Source organism: Arthrobacter sp. AOP36-F1-5, from assembly GCF_058137995.1.
In genome coordinates this window covers 2,485,859-2,502,286 of the sequence record NZ_CM176892.1, presented here as the reverse complement: position 1 = coordinate 2,502,286, position 16,428 = coordinate 2,485,859, and the positions used below count along the sequence as shown (strand labels likewise).

The window sequence follows — 16,428 nt, the reverse complement described above, 5'->3', positions numbered from 1 at the left end:
TGGCCGGCACCGAACAGGAGAACACCAGCGGTCATGGCAACCCTAGATCCTGCTGTCGACTCCGGAATACGCAACGGTCGTGGTCATCGCGGCGATGATCTGCGGCGACTCAATACCGCGGCCGTCATGAAGCACGTCTTCGACCACCCCGGACTGTCTCGTTCGGAAGTCGCCCTGCAACTGGGGTTGAGTGCCGCATCGGTCACGAAAATGGTGGTGCAGCTGCTCGAAGCCGGCTTGTTGCGGGAGCTGGCACCACTCTCGGGCACCCAGGGGCGTCCGCGGGTGCCGTTGCAGGTCGATACGAAGACCCCGCTGGTGATGGGCATCCATCTGGGGCCTCGCACCACCGGCGTCGTACTCATGGGCCTGGACGGCAGCGAACATGCCTCGGTGTTGGTTCCCCATACCGGGATGCCACCGGAGGAGTCAATGGATTTGATCGTCGCGGCCGCCGATGAGCTGCTTGCGGAGGATACCCGCGGCCGGGTCGTCATCGGGACGGGGATCGCGACCGGCGGCATCGTGGATCGTGCCGCGGGACTGATCATCGACAACCCCGGCGCCGGGTGGAAGAACGTCGACGTCATGGCCCTGCTCGAGGGCAGGTTGCCCGGGCCGCTGATCCTGGAGAACAACGCCCGCGCAGCGGCCCAGTCCGAATTGCTCTACGGGCACGGGCAGCGGACCAACGACTTCGTGTTGATGGTGGTGACCGCCGATATCGGCTCGGTCATGGTCGATGCCGGCAGGATCCGGTCCGGGTTCAGCCAAACCGCTGGACAGATCGCCCATCTCTCCGTCGACGACGGTGCCCGACCCTGCCCCTGTGGCCGGACCGGATGCCTGGCGGTCATGGCGTCGGATGACGCCGTCGCAGACACCGCGGTGGAGCGAGGTCTGCAGGGGTCGCCGAACATCGACGAGATCCTGTTCCAGGCGGCGGAGGGGGAGTCGGGGGCCATCGCCCTGCTGGAGCAACGCAACCGGTGGGTCGGCCGGGCCGCAGCCCAGCTCATTGACATCCATGATCCCGAGCTGCTGGTGGTGGTCGGCACCCCGGCGGAATCACCCCTGGTGTTCGCTTCTCTCGTCGATGAAGTGGCCCGGAGGGCACAGACGGGTAAGAGAGCGGCCGAACGAGTGGTTCTTTCCACGGACCACGTCTTTTCGCTCTCCCTCTTCGCCGCGTCGACGCTGGTTGCCGCGGTGCTGGCGGACCCGTTGGGGATCACCGGGCTGGCCACTCCCGACCCGGTATAAGGCCGAGCCCAGGAATCGTGCAGGGCAGGACCGTGTCACTCGTTGCCGTGCACCGAGCCGGTTTCAGCTGTCGAAGCCGCCGGTAACCTCCTTCGCCATTTGAGGTACTTCCTTGACAGGCTCTGCCGTATCTGATTTATTTTAGAGCATAAATTAACTAGGTGAAGCGGATCACATCTTGTCGTGCTCCGCCGGAGACCACCTAATCAGCTCGATCACCACAGATCATTTGAACGGGAGTGGAGCATGCCGAAAAAGAAGATGTTTGCCTTGGTCGCGGCATCATCAGCGTTGATGCTGATGGCCAGCGGCTGTGCATCCGGTGCGGGGAACGCAGCGGGGGCCGGGGAGGAAAGCGCCTTGTCCTTCCAACTCAGCGAACCCAAGTCATTGGTGCCGCATGAGGATCCGGGCAGCCAGGTCGCCATGGCCACCTGCGCGAACCTGATGGAGGTGAACACCGAATCCCAGGAACTGGAACCACTGGCTGCGACCTCGGTGACCAGTGATGATGCCCAACACTGGAAGATCGAGCTGCAGGACGGATGGACGTTCCAGGATGGCGCACCGGTGACTGCCGACTCGTTCGCCAAGGCCTGGAACAAGACGGCCACCGGTTCCAATGCCTGGCAGGGCAACGGCTCCTTCACCGCCTTCGAGGGGTATAAGGACCTGAACCCGTCGGACGGCTCCAAGCCCACGACGGATGAACTTTCTGGTGTCGAGGTCGTTGACGACCAGCACCTGGAAATCGCACTCAACGCACCCAATGCCGACTTCCCCAAGCTCCTGAGCACCTCGGCCCTCTGCCCCTTGCCGGAACAGGCGTTCAGCGACCCGGAGGCCTATGAGGAGAACCCCGTGTCCAATGGGCCTTACCAGTTCGTCTCCTGGAACCACAACGAAGAAGTAGTGCTGGAGAAGTGGGACGGCTTCAAGGGGGCCGATGGCTTCTCCGGCGGCGCCGACAAGCTCACCGGCCAGATCTATACGGCGGTGGACGCGGCCTACACCGATATGACGGCCGGAAACCTGGACATGATCCGCAACGTGCCCGCCACGATGGTCTCCAAGGCCAAGAGCCAGTTGGGCGAGGATTCCCTCTACGAGGTCGAAACCGGCTCCAAACAGTACACGTTGCAGATCCCGGAGTACATCAAGGATTTGCGCGACCCGGATCTGCGGAAGGCCATCTCGATGTCCATCGACCGCGAATCCATCGCCAAGTCCCTATTGCAGGGCTACGCCTCGGCGTCGGACTCGCTGGTCCCGCCGTCGCTGGATTCCTATGAGGAAGGCGCCTGCGCTTCGTGCACCTTCGACGCCGACGAGGCGAAGAAGCTGCTGAAAAAGGCCGGTGGATTCGACGGAACCCTGGTGATCGAACACAACTCGGCATCCGACCAGCAGCTGGTCCAGGCCATCGCCAAGCAGATCAAGGAGAACCTGGGCATCAAGGTCCAGCTCAAGCCGGTTCTGGGTACCGAGCTGCAGTCGCGTCGCAACAACCAGGAACTCGATGGAGCCGTTTTCGGCCTCTGGGGCTGGTCCTATAAGAGCCCGGACCAGTACCTGAGCCAGTACGAAACGGGCGGCGACGGCAACGAGACCACGGGATATTCCAGTAAGCCGGTGGACAAGCTGGTCAGATCGGCACGGGCCTCGCAGGACGAAGCCACGGCAGCAAAGACGTACGCCGAGGCCGAGTCACTGATCGTCAAGGACATGCCGGCCATCCCGCTGTTCATTCCCACCGACTTCGGCTTGCACACCGAATGCGCTGATATGAAGGAAGTCCAGGGGGATCTGCAGTTCTACCGCGCGGGGTATGGCTGCTAGGTAGTGAATCATCCACGGGTCCGATGCGTCGCTGAGCAGTAGACACCGGCGCATCGGACCCCGTCCCACCACTCCCATCACACCGCGAAAGGACCATCCGCATGCTCGGCTACACCATACGCCGCATAGGGCAGATGATTCCGGTGGTCATCGGCGCCACCTTCCTGATCTACGCCTTGACCTTCCTCATGCCCGGAGACCCCATCGCGGCGTTGACCGGCGCCCGCCCCCTGCCCGAATCAACAGTGGCCCAGATCCGACAGGCCTACCATCTGGATGACCCGTTCCTGGTGCAATACGGAAACTACATGTGGGGCCTGTTGCACGGGAACTTCGGGATTGACTTCTTCGGTCGACCGGTTTTGGGCCTGATCCTGGAGCGACTGCCGACGACCTTCGCCCTGGCCCTGACGGCGTGGGTCCTGAAACTGGTGATCGGACTGGCCATCGGCGTCTACGGCGGGCTGCGTCACGGGCGTGCCGGGGACCACTTCGCACTGGTCTTCACCGTCGTGTTCCTCGGTGTGCCCGGATTCGTGATCGCCCTGGGCGCCCAGACGGTGTTCGGTGTCCAACTGGGCTGGGTCAACCCGGCGGGAATCAGTGCCGGGTGGCCGATGGCCTTCATCCTGCCGGCGTTGGTGATGGCCTTCGAAGCAGCCGCCGGCCTGGCACGACTGACCCGCACCTCGCTGGTGGGAGTCCTTCGGTCGGAGTACATGCGTACGGCACGAGCCAAGGGCCTTTCCCCGCGACGGGTCATCTGGGGCCATGCCCTGCGCAATGCCATGATCCCCGTGGTCACCTATCTCGGGCTGAGCCTGGCCGGGATGCTCGGCGGCGCAGTGATCATCGAGGCCATCTTCAACATTCCCGGCATCGGCGGGTTGATGGTGACCTCAATCAACAACAAGGAGGGGACCATCGTCGTGGGCATCGCCACGATGCTCGTATTGGTCTACCTCTTCTTCAACCTGCTCGTGGATCTCCTCTACGGCGTGATTGATCCGAGGGTACGAGTATGAGCCAGACCACCGAGCCGACCGCTTCCGCCGTTGCCGCCGGCGAACCGGCCACCTTCCCGCCGCGGCGGCGCAAGAAGACGAACCGGGGGCCCATCTGGTTGAGGCCGCGCTTCCTGATTTCAGGGACGATCGTGGCGCTGATGCTGCTCATGGCTGCTTTCCCCCAGCTCTTTGCCGGGTTCGGCAGCGACCCCAACGCGAACTGCAACGTGATGGAAACAAACCAGGCGCCCAGTAGCGAGCACATCTTCGGCGTCGACATCCAAGGATGCGATTACTACACGAACGTCATCTATGGTGCCCGCGCCTCGATCCTGGTGGGCATCGTGGTCACCGCGATCTCCTTCGTCGTTGCAGCCATTCTCGGAGCCCTTGCCGGCTACTTCGGCGGTTGGGTCGACGTCATCATCTCGCGGGCCTGCGACATGGCCTTCGGCCTTCCGTTCATCCTGGCGGCCATCGTCGTGTTGCAGCTGTTCAGCGAACGTACCGTCTGGACGGTGATCTTCGCGCTGGCCCTGTTCAATTGGCCAGGTGGCGTCCGCTTCATGCGCTCCTCCGTCATGGAGGTACGCAACCGAGAGTATGTCCAGGCCTCGATGCTGCTGGGTGCCAGCAAGACCAGGATCATCAAGTCCCACATCATCCCGAACTCGTTGACCCCGTTGCTGGTCCTGCAGACACTCGGAGTCGGCGGAGTGATTTCCGCCGAAGCGGGGCTGACCTTCATCGGCATCGGCCTCACCCCGCCCTCGGTGTCCTGGGGACTGCAACTGGCTGCGGCACGCGACTACATCTCCGCCGCCCCGCACCTGCTGGTCTTCCCGGCACTGTTCCTGACACTCACGGTGCTCGGCTTCGTGCTCTTCGGGGAAGCACTGCGCGATGAATTCGACCCGAAAGGCAAGTAAGTGAGAACGCAACAGACGCAACAACCCGACCCGGCGGGGGACCACCCGCTGCTCCGAGTCAGGGACCTCGACGTCGAATTCGACACTTCGAAGGGCATTGCCACCGCCGTCAGCGGCATGAACTTCACCGTCCAGCGCGGTGAGGCGCTGGGCATCCTGGGTGAATCCGGATCCGGGAAATCGGTCACCGCCCGAGCGGTGATGGGCATCCTGGACATGCCACCGGCCAAGGTCCCGCGTGGAGAAATCCTGCTTGAAGGGGAGGACCTTTTGACGATCAGTGCCAAACGGCACCGTGAACTGGTCGGATCCAGGGTCTCGATGGTCTTCCAGGATGCCCTGACGGCACTGAACCCCGTCCACCCGGTCGGACGCCAGATCGGTGAGTTGTACCGGGTCCACCGTGGATACTCCCGCAAGGATGCCAAGGCAGCAGCAATCGACATGATGGACCGGGTGCGGATCCCGGCCGCTGCTTCTCGGGTGAATGACTATCCCCACCAGTTCTCCGGCGGCATGCGTCAGCGCATCGTCATCGCCATGGCCCTTGCCCTGGACCCTGTGCTGCTGATCGCCGATGAGCCTACTACGGCACTGGACGTCACCGTTCAGGCACAAATCCTCGAGCTGCTCAAGGAACAACAGGTGGAGAGGAACATGGGGCTGATCCTCATCACCCATGACATCTCGGTGGTCAAGGAAGTCACCGATCAAGTGGCGGTGATGTATGCGGGACGCATCGTCGAGCATGGAGCCACCGATGAGGTGCTCAACCACCCGGGGCACCCCTATACCCAGGGACTCCGTGCATCGGTTGCCGGCGAGGAGCTGAAGGGGCAACGCTTGCCGGCGATTCCGGGCACACCACCGGATTTGCTGCGTTTGCCCGACGGGTGCTCCTTCGCCAACCGGTGCCCCTTCGTCACGGACGAATGCCTGGAACAGGTACCGCCGTTGGAGTCGGTGGGCGCCGGGCGTCAGAGCGCTTGTTTCCACACCGAGGAGGTCTTGGACCATGTCACTGCCTGAAGCAACGATCCAGAACGGTACGCCCGGGAGGGCGGCCGCCCCGTTGATGGAAATGCAGGGGATCAAACAGCACTATCCGGTACACCGCCATCTCCCGATCGGACCACAGAAGGTGGTCAAGGCCCTGGACGGGGTGGACCTGGACGTGCGTCCCGGGGAAACCATGGGCGTCATCGGGGAGTCGGGCTGTGGAAAATCAACGTTGGCCCGGGTCATGTCGGGTCTGGAAAAGCCGACCGAAGGGCGGGTGCTTTTCCGGGGGCAGGACATCAATGAGCTCAAAGGGGCGGAAAAGCGCGAGATGCGTCGGAACATCCAGCTGATCTTCCAGGATCCGTTCTCCTCGCTCAACCCGCGCATGACCGTTGAAGAGCTGGTCGGTGAGCCCTTCGCGATCCATTCCGAAATCGAGCCCCGGGCCGGGCGACGGAACAAGATCCGCGAACTCCTGGAGCTGGTCGGTTTGAACCCCGACCATGCGGACCGATACCCGCATAACTTCTCCGGAGGCCAGCAACAACGCATCGGGATTGCGCGGGGAATCGCGCTGAACCCCAAGATGCTCATCTGCGATGAACCGGTCTCGGCACTGGACGTCTCCGTCCGGGCCCAGATCGTGAACCTGCTCGACACGCTGCAAAAAGAGTTGGGCCTGAGCTACCTTTTCATCGCCCACGACCTGCAGATCGTCCGACACATCTCCGACCGGGTCGCCACCATGTACCTGGGCAAGGTCGTGGAACTGGGCCGCTACGACGAAGTCTACGACCGCACGGGCCACCCGTATACCCAGGCGCTACTCTCCGCGGCGCCGGAATTGCGCAAAAACGACGGTGCCGACCGCGAACGCATCGTGCTCCAGGGTGACCCGCCCTCGCCCATCGACCCGCCGTCGGGGTGTCGGTTCCATACGCGGTGTCCGCTGGCCCAGGCGATGTGTGTCGACCAGGAACCCGAGCCCGTCGAAATTTCCGGAACCCATGCCGCCCGATGCCATTTCGCCGACACAGTGTCGGCGCAGTGAAGGCAACCGGCGGCACCTGCGGCGACATTTTCATCAATAATTAAGGAGTTAGATTCGTGGATCTCAAAGTAGGAGTGGTCGGTTTCGGCCTGCGCTCGGGACTGTTCCGGCAGGCGCACCGCCCCGGTGAAGGGTCGGTCGTCACCATGGTGTGCGATACCAGCGAACGCGGCCGCGCAGATGCGGCAGCCAAACTGCCCGAAGCCACCGTCACCGCGGACCTCGATGATCTGTTGACGGCCGGACTGGACGCCGTTTTGGTACTGACCCCGGACAACCAGCATGCCGCCGTGGCTACGCGCACCCTGGAGGCAGGCATCGCCACGTTCTGCGAGAAGCCGTTGGACGTCACGCTCGAGGCCGTGGATTCCCTCCTCGACACTGCTTTCCGGACCGGGACCACGCTCTACGTCGGACACAACATGCGCCATATGCCGGTGATCCGCCAGATGCGCGAGATCATCCAGGCGGGAACGATCGGGGAAGTCAAGGCCGTCTGGTGCCGTCATTTCGTGGGGAACGGCGGTGACTACTACTTCAAGGACTGGCATGCCGCGCGGGCGAACAGCACCGGTCTGCTGCTGCAGAAGGGCGCCCACGACATCGACGTCATCCACTGGCTGGCCGATGCCTACACGGAACGCGTATCGGCCGTCGGCACCCTGGCGGTCTACGGCGATGTGACGTCACGGCGGGATAATTCCGACCGGCGCATGGGCGACTGGTTCTCGCTGGAGAACTGGCCGCCGTCCGCGCAGCAGGACCTCAACCCGGTCATCGACGTGGAGGATGTTTCGATGATGAACATGGTGCTGGAGAACGGCATCCTGGCGTCCTACCAGCAGTGCCATTTCACCCCCGACTACTGGCGGAACTACACGGTGATCGGTACGCGCGGTCGATTGGAGAACTTCGGGGACCATGCGGGGGACCGGATCAAGGTGTGGACCAGCAGGACCCAGGACGGCTACGTGGAGGCCGACCAGGAGGTGGTCATCGCCGACGCCGATGGTGGGCATGGCGGGGCCGACCCGTTGCTGATCGGCGAGTTCCTGCGTTTTGCCACCGAGGGCGGCCCGACGGAGACCTCGCCGGTCGCCGCCCGGGCTGCCGTCGCGGCCGGGGTCCTGGCGACGGAGTCGTTGCGCGGGGACGGGGCGGCACGGGAGGTCCCGCCACTGGACGAAGGCTTGCTGCGGTATTTCGCGGCCAACCAAGAGCGGGAAACGGCGGATAAGTTCGCCCTGTGAAGTAGCCCGCATCTGTCCTAGGCTGGAAAACCGGACGAAAGGAGCACGACATGAAGAAGATCCTCATGGTCCTGACCAGCGTTTCCGAACTCGGCGATACGGGTGAAAAAACCGGATACAACGTCGCCGAAGCAGCGCATCCGTGGAAGGTGTTCGCCGATTCCGGTCATATCGTGGACTTCGCGTCCATCCAGGGCGGGCACCCTCCGCAGGACGTGGTCGACAAGGAGGACCCCATCCAGGTGGCCTTCACCGAAAGCGAGACCACGCGGGCCGGGCTCTACAACACGGCCCGGGTCTCGGTGGTCGATCCCGAGCAGTACGACGGCGTCTATCTGGTGGGCGGCCACGGCACCATGTGGGACTTCCCGGACAGCGAGGGCCTGCAGCAGCTGGTGGCCGGTGTCTATGATGCCGGCGGCGTCGTCGGGGCCGTCTGCCACGGACCGGCCGGACTGGTGAACGTCGAATTGGCCGATGGTTTCCGTCTGGTCTCCGGACGCAAGGTGGCGGCTTTCACCAACGAGGAGGAAGTCGCTGCCGGCAAGGACAAGATCATCCCGTTCTTCCTTGCCGACCGGCTCGAGGAGCAAGGGGCGACCCACGTCCAGGCCGACGTCTTCGAGGAGAAGGTGGTCGTCGATGACCGGCTGGTGACCGGGCAGAACCCGGCCTCGGCCGGCGGGGTGGCCAAGGAGATGGAAAAGCTCCTGGCCAATGTCATCCATCAGGAGAAGGCGGAGGAGGAATTCGAGGCCCACGCCCTGCGCGAAGCCAAGGACGCGGAGAAGGCCGCCGAGAAGGCCGCTGCGGAGGAAGCCGGGCACTGACACGTAGAGCTGACCGGAACACGGGGGACGGGCTGTCTGGAGGGCTCTCGGTCCCGTGACCATCCGATATGGGTCGATGGCCCCCCCGCACCCGTCGGCGTGGGGGCCATCGCCGGCTCTGCCGGCTACCTCACTTCCGTGGGGGAGGGCGCAAGAGAATGACGGCTGTTCCCAGGATCGTGGTCAGGACCGCCAGTGCGGAGGTGAGCCAGACCTGGTACGGCTCGTGCGTGCCGAATAGCGGGGGAATCGTCAAGATGAGGACCGCCGCAGCCACGGCGAATGCAAGGATGGCTCCTGGGAACAACCAGGTGGGTTCATGGCTCAGGGCGGCTCCTTGGAATCAGCTGGGAATGCCCATGATGCCCAGCATGGATTTGAGACAGGGACCAGGGTCTCGACGTCAGGTGGACCCTACCATGGCCGCAGGCCGTGGCCCTTGGGCTCGGAGCATGTGCGGAGGCCAGGCAGCAAATCCCGAGGAGGCAGCCGCCCTCCTCGGCAGTACGAACCGGGAGGCCGGGCGGGAGTGCCTTCGGCAATCAATGATCGTGGGTCTCCGCGGCGCGTTCGGCCATGGTCTCCCTCAGGGCGTCGGCGACCCGCCGTACCGAGAGCCGGCGCAACGACTCGGGACGGGCCAGCAGGTCGATGCGGCGCCGGTTGGCGATGCCCTCCAGTGGCAGCAGCACCACTCCCTGACCTACCGAGGCGCCTGCCGTGTAACGGGGGATGACCCCCAAGACGTTTCCGGTACCGACCAGCTCCGCGACGGTGGCGTAGTCGTTGATCCGGTGGACTATTTCGGGGGCACCGCCGGAGACGGCGGCAATGGCCCCCAGGATGTCCGCGGGGGAGTACCCCTCGCGGCTGACCGCCCATCGCTCACCCCTCAGGTCGGCGGGGGTCACGCTCCGGTGTCCTGCCAGCCGGTGTCCGGTGGGTACGGCGATGTCCAGCGGCTCGTGGGCCAGGGGCACCACGGAGACTTGTTGTCCGGGCCAGGGTGGGGTGTGGTCCATCCGGTGGGCCAGGACCAGATCATAGCGGGACGTCAGAGCCGGGAAATCGTCCTGGGCGACGTCCTCGTCGGAGAAGAGCAATTGCGGCCCCTGGGCCGCCTTCAACCGGGCCAACAGCGGCGCGAACAGGGACTGTCCGACCGAGTGGAAGCCGGCGAGGGTGACGGGGGCGGCGGCGTCGTTCTGGTAGTTTCCGATCGCCGCCCGGGCCTCGGCCATCGAGGAGATGACGGCGGCACCGGCGTTGGCGAGGATCCGGCCGGCCTCCGTGAGCACCAGGGTCCTGCCCTCCTTGCGGGTCAACGGGACGTCGACACCGCGTTGAAGCAGGGCCAATTGCTGGGACACCGCGGAGGGGGTCACGAACATCGAGGCGGCGACGGCCCGGACGCTGCCGAGGTCACCGAGTTCGCGGAGGATCTGCAACTGATGGACTTCCATTAGACCATCCTAAATCGTCGCTTCAGATAATGTCGTATGTTCTTAACCGTTGAAGTCGTCCTCCCGGTGTCAGACTGGGGACGGAGGCGGTGTTCGACTGCCGCCCGACGTCTGTAGCCAGTAAGGATCCCATGAAGGCACTGTATAAATCCGGTCCGCACGAGGGCCTGGAGCTTGTTGATCGTCCCGAACCCGTCACCGGCCCGCATGAGGTCAAGATCCGGGTGGAGACCGCCGGCATCTGCGGCACCGACCTGCACATCCTGGCCTATGACGATGCCGCCCGCTCCATGATCGACGCCCCGCTGATTCCCGGCCACGAGTTCTACGGCGAGGTCGTGGAGGTCGGCGAACTGGCGACCCACGTCCAGCTCGGCGACAAGGTCTCCGGCGAGGGCCACGTGGTCTGCGGGATGTGCCGCAACTGCCGCGCCGGACGACGACAGATGTGCATCAACACCGTCTCCGTCGGCGTCCAACGCGACGGGGCCTTCGCCGAATACGTGGTGATCCCCGAAACCAACGCCTGGGTCCACCGCGACGAATCCATCACCCCCGAACTCGGTGCCATCTTCGACCCCTTCGGCAACGCCGTGCACACCGCGCTGGCCTACCCGCTGGTGGGCGAGGACGTGCTGATCACCGGGGCCGGTCCGATCGGGCTCATGGCCGCCGAAGTCGTCCGCCATGCCGGGGCCCGCAAGATCGTCATCACCGACGTCTCCGCCGCCCGGCTGGACCTGGCCCGGAGCATGGGCATCGATCTGGCCGTGGATGTCTCCGCGAACCGGATCCGTGAGGCGCAACAGGAAATGGGCATGGTCGAGGGCTTCGACATCGGCCTGGAGATGTCGGGTCACGCCACCGCGCTGCCGGAGATGATCGACAACATGAACCACGGCGGCAAGATCGCCATGCTCGGTCTGCCCAGCACCGCCATCGACATCAATTGGGGCAAGGTCGTCACCCATATGCTCACGCTCAAGGGCATCTACGGACGGGAGATGTACGAGACCTGGTACGCCATGTCCGCCATGCTCGGTTCCAATGCCCAACTGCGCGAGCGCATCTCCTCCATCGTCACCGACCGGCTTCCGGCCACCGAATGGGAAGCCGGATTCGAAGCCGCCCGGGCCGGCCAAGGCGGAAAAGTCATTCTCGACTGGACCGTGTTCAACTAAACGTCTGTTCCGAAAGGAAGAACCATGTACTCCACCCTCAAGGACCAGCTCACCGCCGAACTGGCGGAAATCAGCGACGCCGGAACGTTCAAGCACGAACGCCGGATCGACTCCGCCCAGTCCAGCCACATCGCCGCCGGGGCCCTTGGCGCCCCGGCGCGCGCCGTGCTGAACTTCTGCGCCAACAACTACCTGGGGCTGGCCGATGACCCCCGGCTCGTCGAAGCGGCCAAGACCGCGCTGGATGAGCGCGGCCTCGGCATGGCCTCGGTGCGCTTCATCTGCGGCACCCAGGACCTGCACCTGGAACTGGAAGGGAAGGTCTCGGAGTTCCTGGGCACCGAGGACACCATCTTGTTCTCCAGCTGCTTCGACGCCAACGGGGGAGTGTTCGAATCCCTCTTCGGCCCTGAGGACGCCGTGATCTCCGATGCCCTGAACCACGCCTCGATCATCGACGGAATCCGTCTGAGCAAGGCAAAGCGGTTCCGCTATGCCAACCAGGACATGGACGACCTGCGCGGGAAGCTGACCGAGGCCGCGACCATGAACGACGGGGCAGGGCCCCGCCGATCGGTCATCGTCACCGACGGGGTCTTCTCCATGGACGGCTTCCTGGCCCCCCTGCAGGAGATCTGCGACCTGGCCGACGAATTCGGGGCCCTGGTGATGGTCGACGACTCCCACGCCGTGGGCTTCATGGGGGCCACCGGTGCCGGGACCCCGGAACACGCGGGGGTGTCGGAGCGGGTCGATATCTACACCGGGACCTTCGGCAAGGCCCTCGGCGGTGCCTCCGGCGGCTACGTCGCCGGTCGCTCCGAGATCGTGGCGATGCTGCGCCAGAAGGCCAGGCCGTACCTCTTCTCCAACTCGTTGGCCCCGGCCATCGTCGCCGCGACACTGAAGGCGTTGGAACTGGTCGTGGATTCGGGGGAGCTGCGCACCCGGCTGTTCGAGAACGCCGCACTGTTCCGTCGGCGGATGACCGAGGAGGGCTTCGAACTGCTCGACGGCGAACACGCGATCATCCCGGTGATGTTCGGTGACGCCGCGAAGGCCGCCGCCGTGGCCGACACGATGCTCGAGCACGGGGTGTACGTCACGGCGTTCAGCTTCCCGGTGGTCCCCCGCGATGCGGCCCGCATCCGCGTCCAGCTCTCGGCAGCGCATTCACCGGAGGACATCGAGGCCTGCGTGCAGGCCTTCATCTCCGCCCGGTAGCCGGGGCACCGCACCATGAAGGAGGCCGATCCGCAGTAGCGGATCGGCCTCCTTCGTCCCTGCCTACGGGTGGGTGGCGGTGTTCGGTGGCAGATCCGGCTCAACCGGGGCCGCGTGGACTCCATGCGGCTTCGCCTTGGCTGCCTTGCGTTGTCCACGCTTCTCCAGCCGGCCTTCGACCAGCTGGTACAACACCGGGACCAGGATCAACGTCAGTGCCGTGGAGGAGACCAGCCCACCGATGACCACGATGGCCAGGTCCTGGGAGATGAACCCGCTGGATCCGGTCACGCCCAGGGCCATCGGCGTCAGGGCGAAGATCGTCGCCAGCGCGGTCATCAGGATCGGACGCAACCGCTGCCGGGCCCCGTTGATCACGGCATCCCGGACGCTTTGGCCCTGGCGTCGGTACTGGTTGACCAGGTCGATCAGCACGATCGCATTGGTGACCACGATGCCGATGAGCATCAACAAGCCGATCATCGAGGCCACCCCCAACGGCTTGCCGGAGGCCAGCATGAGCAGGATCGCCCCGGTGGCCGCGAACGGGATCGACACCAGCAGGATCAGCGGCTGGAGCAGGGACCTGAACTCGGCCACCATCAGCAGGTAGACGATCGCGATGGCGACCAGCATGGCCAATCCCAGCTGCTTGAAGGAGTCCGTCTGCTGGGCGCTGACCCCACCGATCTCCACCGAGGCCCCCGCCGGCAGGTCGATGTCATCGACGGCGTCCGTGACCGAGGAGGTCACCGCTCCGAGTTCGCCATCTTCGGGGGTCAGCGAGACGGTGGCCACGAGCTGGCCGCCCTGGCGGCTGACCGAGGCGGGCACGCTGGTGGATTTGATGTCGGCGAGCTGGGAGAGCTTCTTCATCCCCGTGGCGCTGGGGACCGGGGAGTCCTTGAGTTCCTTCAATGTGGACACCGAGGTCCCGCTGTCGACGTAGACCGAGAGGTCCTTGCCGTCGAGCCGGATGCTGTCCACGGCCTGCGGGTTGGCGGCGGAGGCCACGATCCCCGAGACCTGCATTTCGGTCAGCCCGGACTTCGCGGCCTTCGCGCGGTCGACCACGACCTCGATCGTCGGTTGGTCGGCCGCCAGGTCGCTGGCGATATCCGTGGTGTGGGCGGTGTCCTTGAGCGCGGAGAGCACCTGGTCGGAGGCCTTGGTCAGGGCCTTCTTGTCGTCGTGGGCCTTGACGATCACGTCCACCGTGCTGCTGCCGTAGGCGGCAGCTTCCCCCACGGAGATGTCCTCGCCGTCGGGCAAGGCATCCAGGCGCTTCCGGATGCCCTCGCTGATGGCGCTCTGGTCCCCATCCGGATCGGTGTTCACCGTGTACGACGCCGAATCGGCGCCACCGCCGAGCATGGCGGCCAGGCCTTCGCCGCCCACCCCCGCGGTGAGCAGGACGCTCTCGACGCCGTCGGAATCCAGCAGGGCCTTTTCGGTGGCCTCGGCCTGGCTGCTGATCGTCTTCAGATCGGCCCCGGTCTCGAACTCCTGGGTGACCTGCAGGCTGTTCTGCCCGGTGCTGCCCAGGAAGTCGACCTTCAACAAGGGCAGGATGCCGGCGGTCAGGACCAGGATCATCACGGCGCCGACCAGTGTCCAGACCGGGTGGCGCTGGGTGCCACGCAGGATCGGCAGGTAGGCGCGCTGCAGCCGGCTCTTGCGTTCCTTCACCTCGGAGGCGGCGCGGACCTCTGCGGGGTCGACGTCCTGCTGGGGCTGGTGCATGAACCAGTAGGCGAGGATCGGGACGATGGTCAGCGCCACGAACAGCGAGGAGAGCATGGCGATGGCGACCGTGAGGGCGAAGGGCCTGAACAGTTCCCCGACCACATCGCCGACCAGGGCGATGGGAAGGAAGACCATGATCGTGGTCAGGGTCGATGCGGTGATCGCCCCGGCCACCTCCTTCACCGCGGTCAGGATGGCGTGGCGTTTCTCCTCGCCGTAGCCCAGATGTCGTTTGATGTTCTCGATGACCACGATCGAGTCGTCCACCACACGGCCGATGGCGATGGTCAAGGCGCCCAGGGTGAGCATGTTCAGCGAATAGCCGCCCACATTGAGTCCGATGAACGTCACCAGCACGGAGATCGGGATGGAGATCGCGGTGACCAGCGTCGAACGCACCGAGAGCAGGAAGACCAGGATGACGATGACGGCAAAGGCCAGTCCCAGCAGGCCCTCAATGGCCAGGTGGTTGATCGACTGCTCGATGAAGGGCGCCTGATCGAAGATCGGGGTGATGGCGGCGCCGGCGCCCAGCGCGTCCTTGAACCCATCGAGCTTGTCGTTGACCGCGTGGGAGATGGAAACGATGTCGGCATCGGGCAGCGCGGTGACCTGGACGGAGAGGCTGGGCTCGCCGTTGGTCCGGGTGATGGAGGTCTGCTTTTCGTTGGTCACCTTCACCGAGGCGACGTCGCCGATGGTTTTCACCGGCCCGCTGGCGGGGGCCGCGGGGGCGGCAGGGGCCTGGCCCTCCGGGGCCTTCGAGTCCTGACCCGGGGCACCCTGACCCGGGGCATCCTGCCCCGGACCCTCCTGGCCGAGGGCTCCCTGGCCGTCGGCACCGGCGGCCGGGGCGGAGGGCAGCAGGGGCAGTGACTTGAGCGCATCGAGGGATTCGATCGCGTTGCCGGCCTGGACCGACACCGACTGGTCGTCCTCGACGATGGTGCCTGCGGGCAGGGTCGTTCCATTGGCCTTCAGGGCGGAGGAGATCGCCTGCTGTCCCAGCCCGGCGGCAGCGAGCTTCTTGGCGTCGGGGTCGATCGTGATCCGCTGTTTCGTCTCACCGCTGAGCTGGACGTCACGGACCCCCTCGATGCCCTGGATCTCCGGCAGGACTGCCTTCTCCAGGCTGTGGCTCAGGTCTTCGGCGGAGGCGTCGGAGGACGCCGTCAACATGACCACCGGAATATCCGAGGTGCTGCCGGCCAGGATCTCGGGGTCGGCCCCTTCGGGGAGTTTCGAGGAGACCGAATCGATGGCCTCGCGCAGACTTGATTCGACCTTGTCCTGGTCCAGGCCGTATTCGGTGGACACCGTGATGGTGGACACCGACGGGGCCGAGGACGCGGAAACGGTTTCGACCCCGCTGACGCCCTTGACGGCCTTGGACAGCGGCAGGCTGATCTGTTCGTCGATCAGCTCGGGGCTGGACCCGACGGCGGTGGTCAGGATCGTGGTCTGGGGAATGCTGATCGGGGGGATCAGCTCCTGCTTCAGCGAACCCATCGACACGAAGCCGGCCACGGCGATGATCAGGGTCAGGAGCGCGACGACAGCCCGGTTGGCCAGACTGAGGCGGGCGAGATGGTGCACGAGTGGATCCTTCGGCAGGCAGGGGGACGATCAGCCGGTAAGCTGTG

Annotated in this window: 12 protein-coding genes; 10 read left to right on the top strand and 2 right to left on the bottom strand. The window is 65.0% G+C overall.

Features of this window, described 5'->3' with window-relative positions; all coding sequences use genetic code 11:
* The first annotated feature begins 33 nt into the window (after positions 1-33).
* The 8 genes from AC3ZI9_RS11495 (at position 34) to AC3ZI9_RS11460 (ending at position 9,171) form a co-directional block, all read left to right on the top strand.
* A complete protein-coding gene (locus tag AC3ZI9_RS11495) occupies positions 34-1,263 on the top strand; it encodes an ROK family transcriptional regulator (protein ID WP_444561633.1) in 1,230 nt (409 codons plus the stop codon).
* 246 nt (positions 1,264-1,509) lie between these two features.
* Positions 1,510-3,102 carry a peptide ABC transporter substrate-binding protein gene (locus tag AC3ZI9_RS11490; RefSeq protein WP_444561632.1) on the top strand — a complete coding sequence of 531 codons (1,593 nt, stop codon included), beginning with the start codon at positions 1,510-1,512 and terminating at the stop codon, positions 3,100-3,102.
* Positions 3,103-3,203: 101 nt separating this feature from the next.
* Positions 3,204-4,127 carry an ABC transporter permease gene (locus tag AC3ZI9_RS11485; protein ID WP_444561631.1) on the top strand — a complete coding sequence of 308 codons (924 nt, stop codon included), beginning with the start codon at positions 3,204-3,206 and terminating at the stop codon, positions 4,125-4,127.
* Positions 4,124-5,038 (top strand): ABC transporter permease, encoded by a 915-nt coding sequence (locus AC3ZI9_RS11480; RefSeq protein ID WP_444561630.1) that lies wholly within the window; start codon positions 4,124-4,126, stop codon positions 5,036-5,038. The genes AC3ZI9_RS11485 and AC3ZI9_RS11480 overlap by 4 nt, the downstream gene beginning before the upstream one ends.
* Complete coding sequence (locus AC3ZI9_RS11475; protein ID WP_444561629.1) at positions 5,039-6,067, top strand: ABC transporter ATP-binding protein; 1,029 nt, start codon at positions 5,039-5,041, stop codon at positions 6,065-6,067.
* Positions 6,054-7,091 (top strand): ABC transporter ATP-binding protein, encoded by a 1,038-nt coding sequence (locus AC3ZI9_RS11470; protein ID WP_444561628.1) that lies wholly within the window; start codon positions 6,054-6,056, stop codon positions 7,089-7,091. Before AC3ZI9_RS11475 ends, AC3ZI9_RS11470 begins: the two co-directional genes overlap by 14 nt.
* Before the next feature lie 56 nt (positions 7,092-7,147).
* Complete coding sequence (locus AC3ZI9_RS11465) at positions 7,148-8,341, top strand: Gfo/Idh/MocA family protein (RefSeq protein WP_489923589.1); 1,194 nt, start codon at positions 7,148-7,150, stop codon at positions 8,339-8,341.
* Positions 8,342-8,391: 50 nt separating this feature from the next.
* Entirely contained in the window at positions 8,392-9,171 is a 780-nt protein-coding gene (locus tag AC3ZI9_RS11460) for a type 1 glutamine amidotransferase domain-containing protein (protein WP_444561626.1), read from the top strand.
* 542 nt (positions 9,172-9,713) lie between these two features.
* Here the strand turns inward: AC3ZI9_RS11460 and AC3ZI9_RS11455 are convergent.
* The gene (locus AC3ZI9_RS11455) at positions 9,714-10,634 is read right to left on the bottom strand and encodes a LysR family transcriptional regulator (protein WP_444561625.1); all 921 of its coding nucleotides are present in this window, start codon (positions 10,632-10,634) and stop codon (positions 9,714-9,716) included.
* A 131-nt stretch (positions 10,635-10,765) separates the two neighbouring features.
* Here AC3ZI9_RS11455 and tdh point away from each other — a divergent pair, with 131 nt between their 5' ends.
* The gene (gene tdh, locus AC3ZI9_RS11450) at positions 10,766-11,815 is read left to right on the top strand and encodes an L-threonine 3-dehydrogenase (RefSeq protein ID WP_444561624.1); all 1,050 of its coding nucleotides are present in this window, start codon (positions 10,766-10,768) and stop codon (positions 11,813-11,815) included.
* 24 nt (positions 11,816-11,839) lie between these two features.
* The gene (locus AC3ZI9_RS11445; RefSeq protein ID WP_444561623.1) at positions 11,840-13,039 is read left to right on the top strand and encodes a glycine C-acetyltransferase; all 1,200 of its coding nucleotides are present in this window, start codon (positions 11,840-11,842) and stop codon (positions 13,037-13,039) included.
* Between the two features lie 63 nt (positions 13,040-13,102).
* On the opposite strand, the gene AC3ZI9_RS11440 is transcribed toward AC3ZI9_RS11445, so the two are convergent.
* On the bottom strand, positions 13,103-16,381 hold the full coding sequence (locus AC3ZI9_RS11440; protein ID WP_444561622.1) for an efflux RND transporter permease subunit: 3,279 nt from the start codon (positions 16,379-16,381) through the stop codon (positions 13,103-13,105).
* Between the last annotated feature and the right edge of the window lie 47 nt (positions 16,382-16,428).

Coding starts and splice junctions, on each gene's coding strand:
- AC3ZI9_RS11480 (WP_444561630.1), top strand. CDS start 4,124: ATGAGCCAGACCACCGAGCCGACCGCTTCCGCCGTTGCCGCCGGCGAA.
- AC3ZI9_RS11490 (WP_444561632.1), top strand. CDS start 1,510: ATGCCGAAAAAGAAGATGTTTGCCTTGGTCGCGGCATCATCAGCGTTG.
- AC3ZI9_RS11470 (WP_444561628.1), top strand. CDS start 6,054: ATGTCACTGCCTGAAGCAACGATCCAGAACGGTACGCCCGGGAGGGCG.
- AC3ZI9_RS11455 (WP_444561625.1), bottom strand. CDS start 10,634: ATGGAAGTCCATCAGTTGCAGATCCTCCGCGAACTCGGTGACCTCGGC.
- tdh (WP_444561624.1), top strand. CDS start 10,766: ATGAAGGCACTGTATAAATCCGGTCCGCACGAGGGCCTGGAGCTTGTT.
- AC3ZI9_RS11495 (WP_444561633.1), top strand. CDS start 34: ATGGCAACCCTAGATCCTGCTGTCGACTCCGGAATACGCAACGGTCGT.
- AC3ZI9_RS11485 (WP_444561631.1), top strand. CDS start 3,204: ATGCTCGGCTACACCATACGCCGCATAGGGCAGATGATTCCGGTGGTC.
- AC3ZI9_RS11460 (WP_444561626.1), top strand. CDS start 8,392: ATGAAGAAGATCCTCATGGTCCTGACCAGCGTTTCCGAACTCGGCGAT.
- AC3ZI9_RS11445 (WP_444561623.1), top strand. CDS start 11,840: ATGTACTCCACCCTCAAGGACCAGCTCACCGCCGAACTGGCGGAAATC.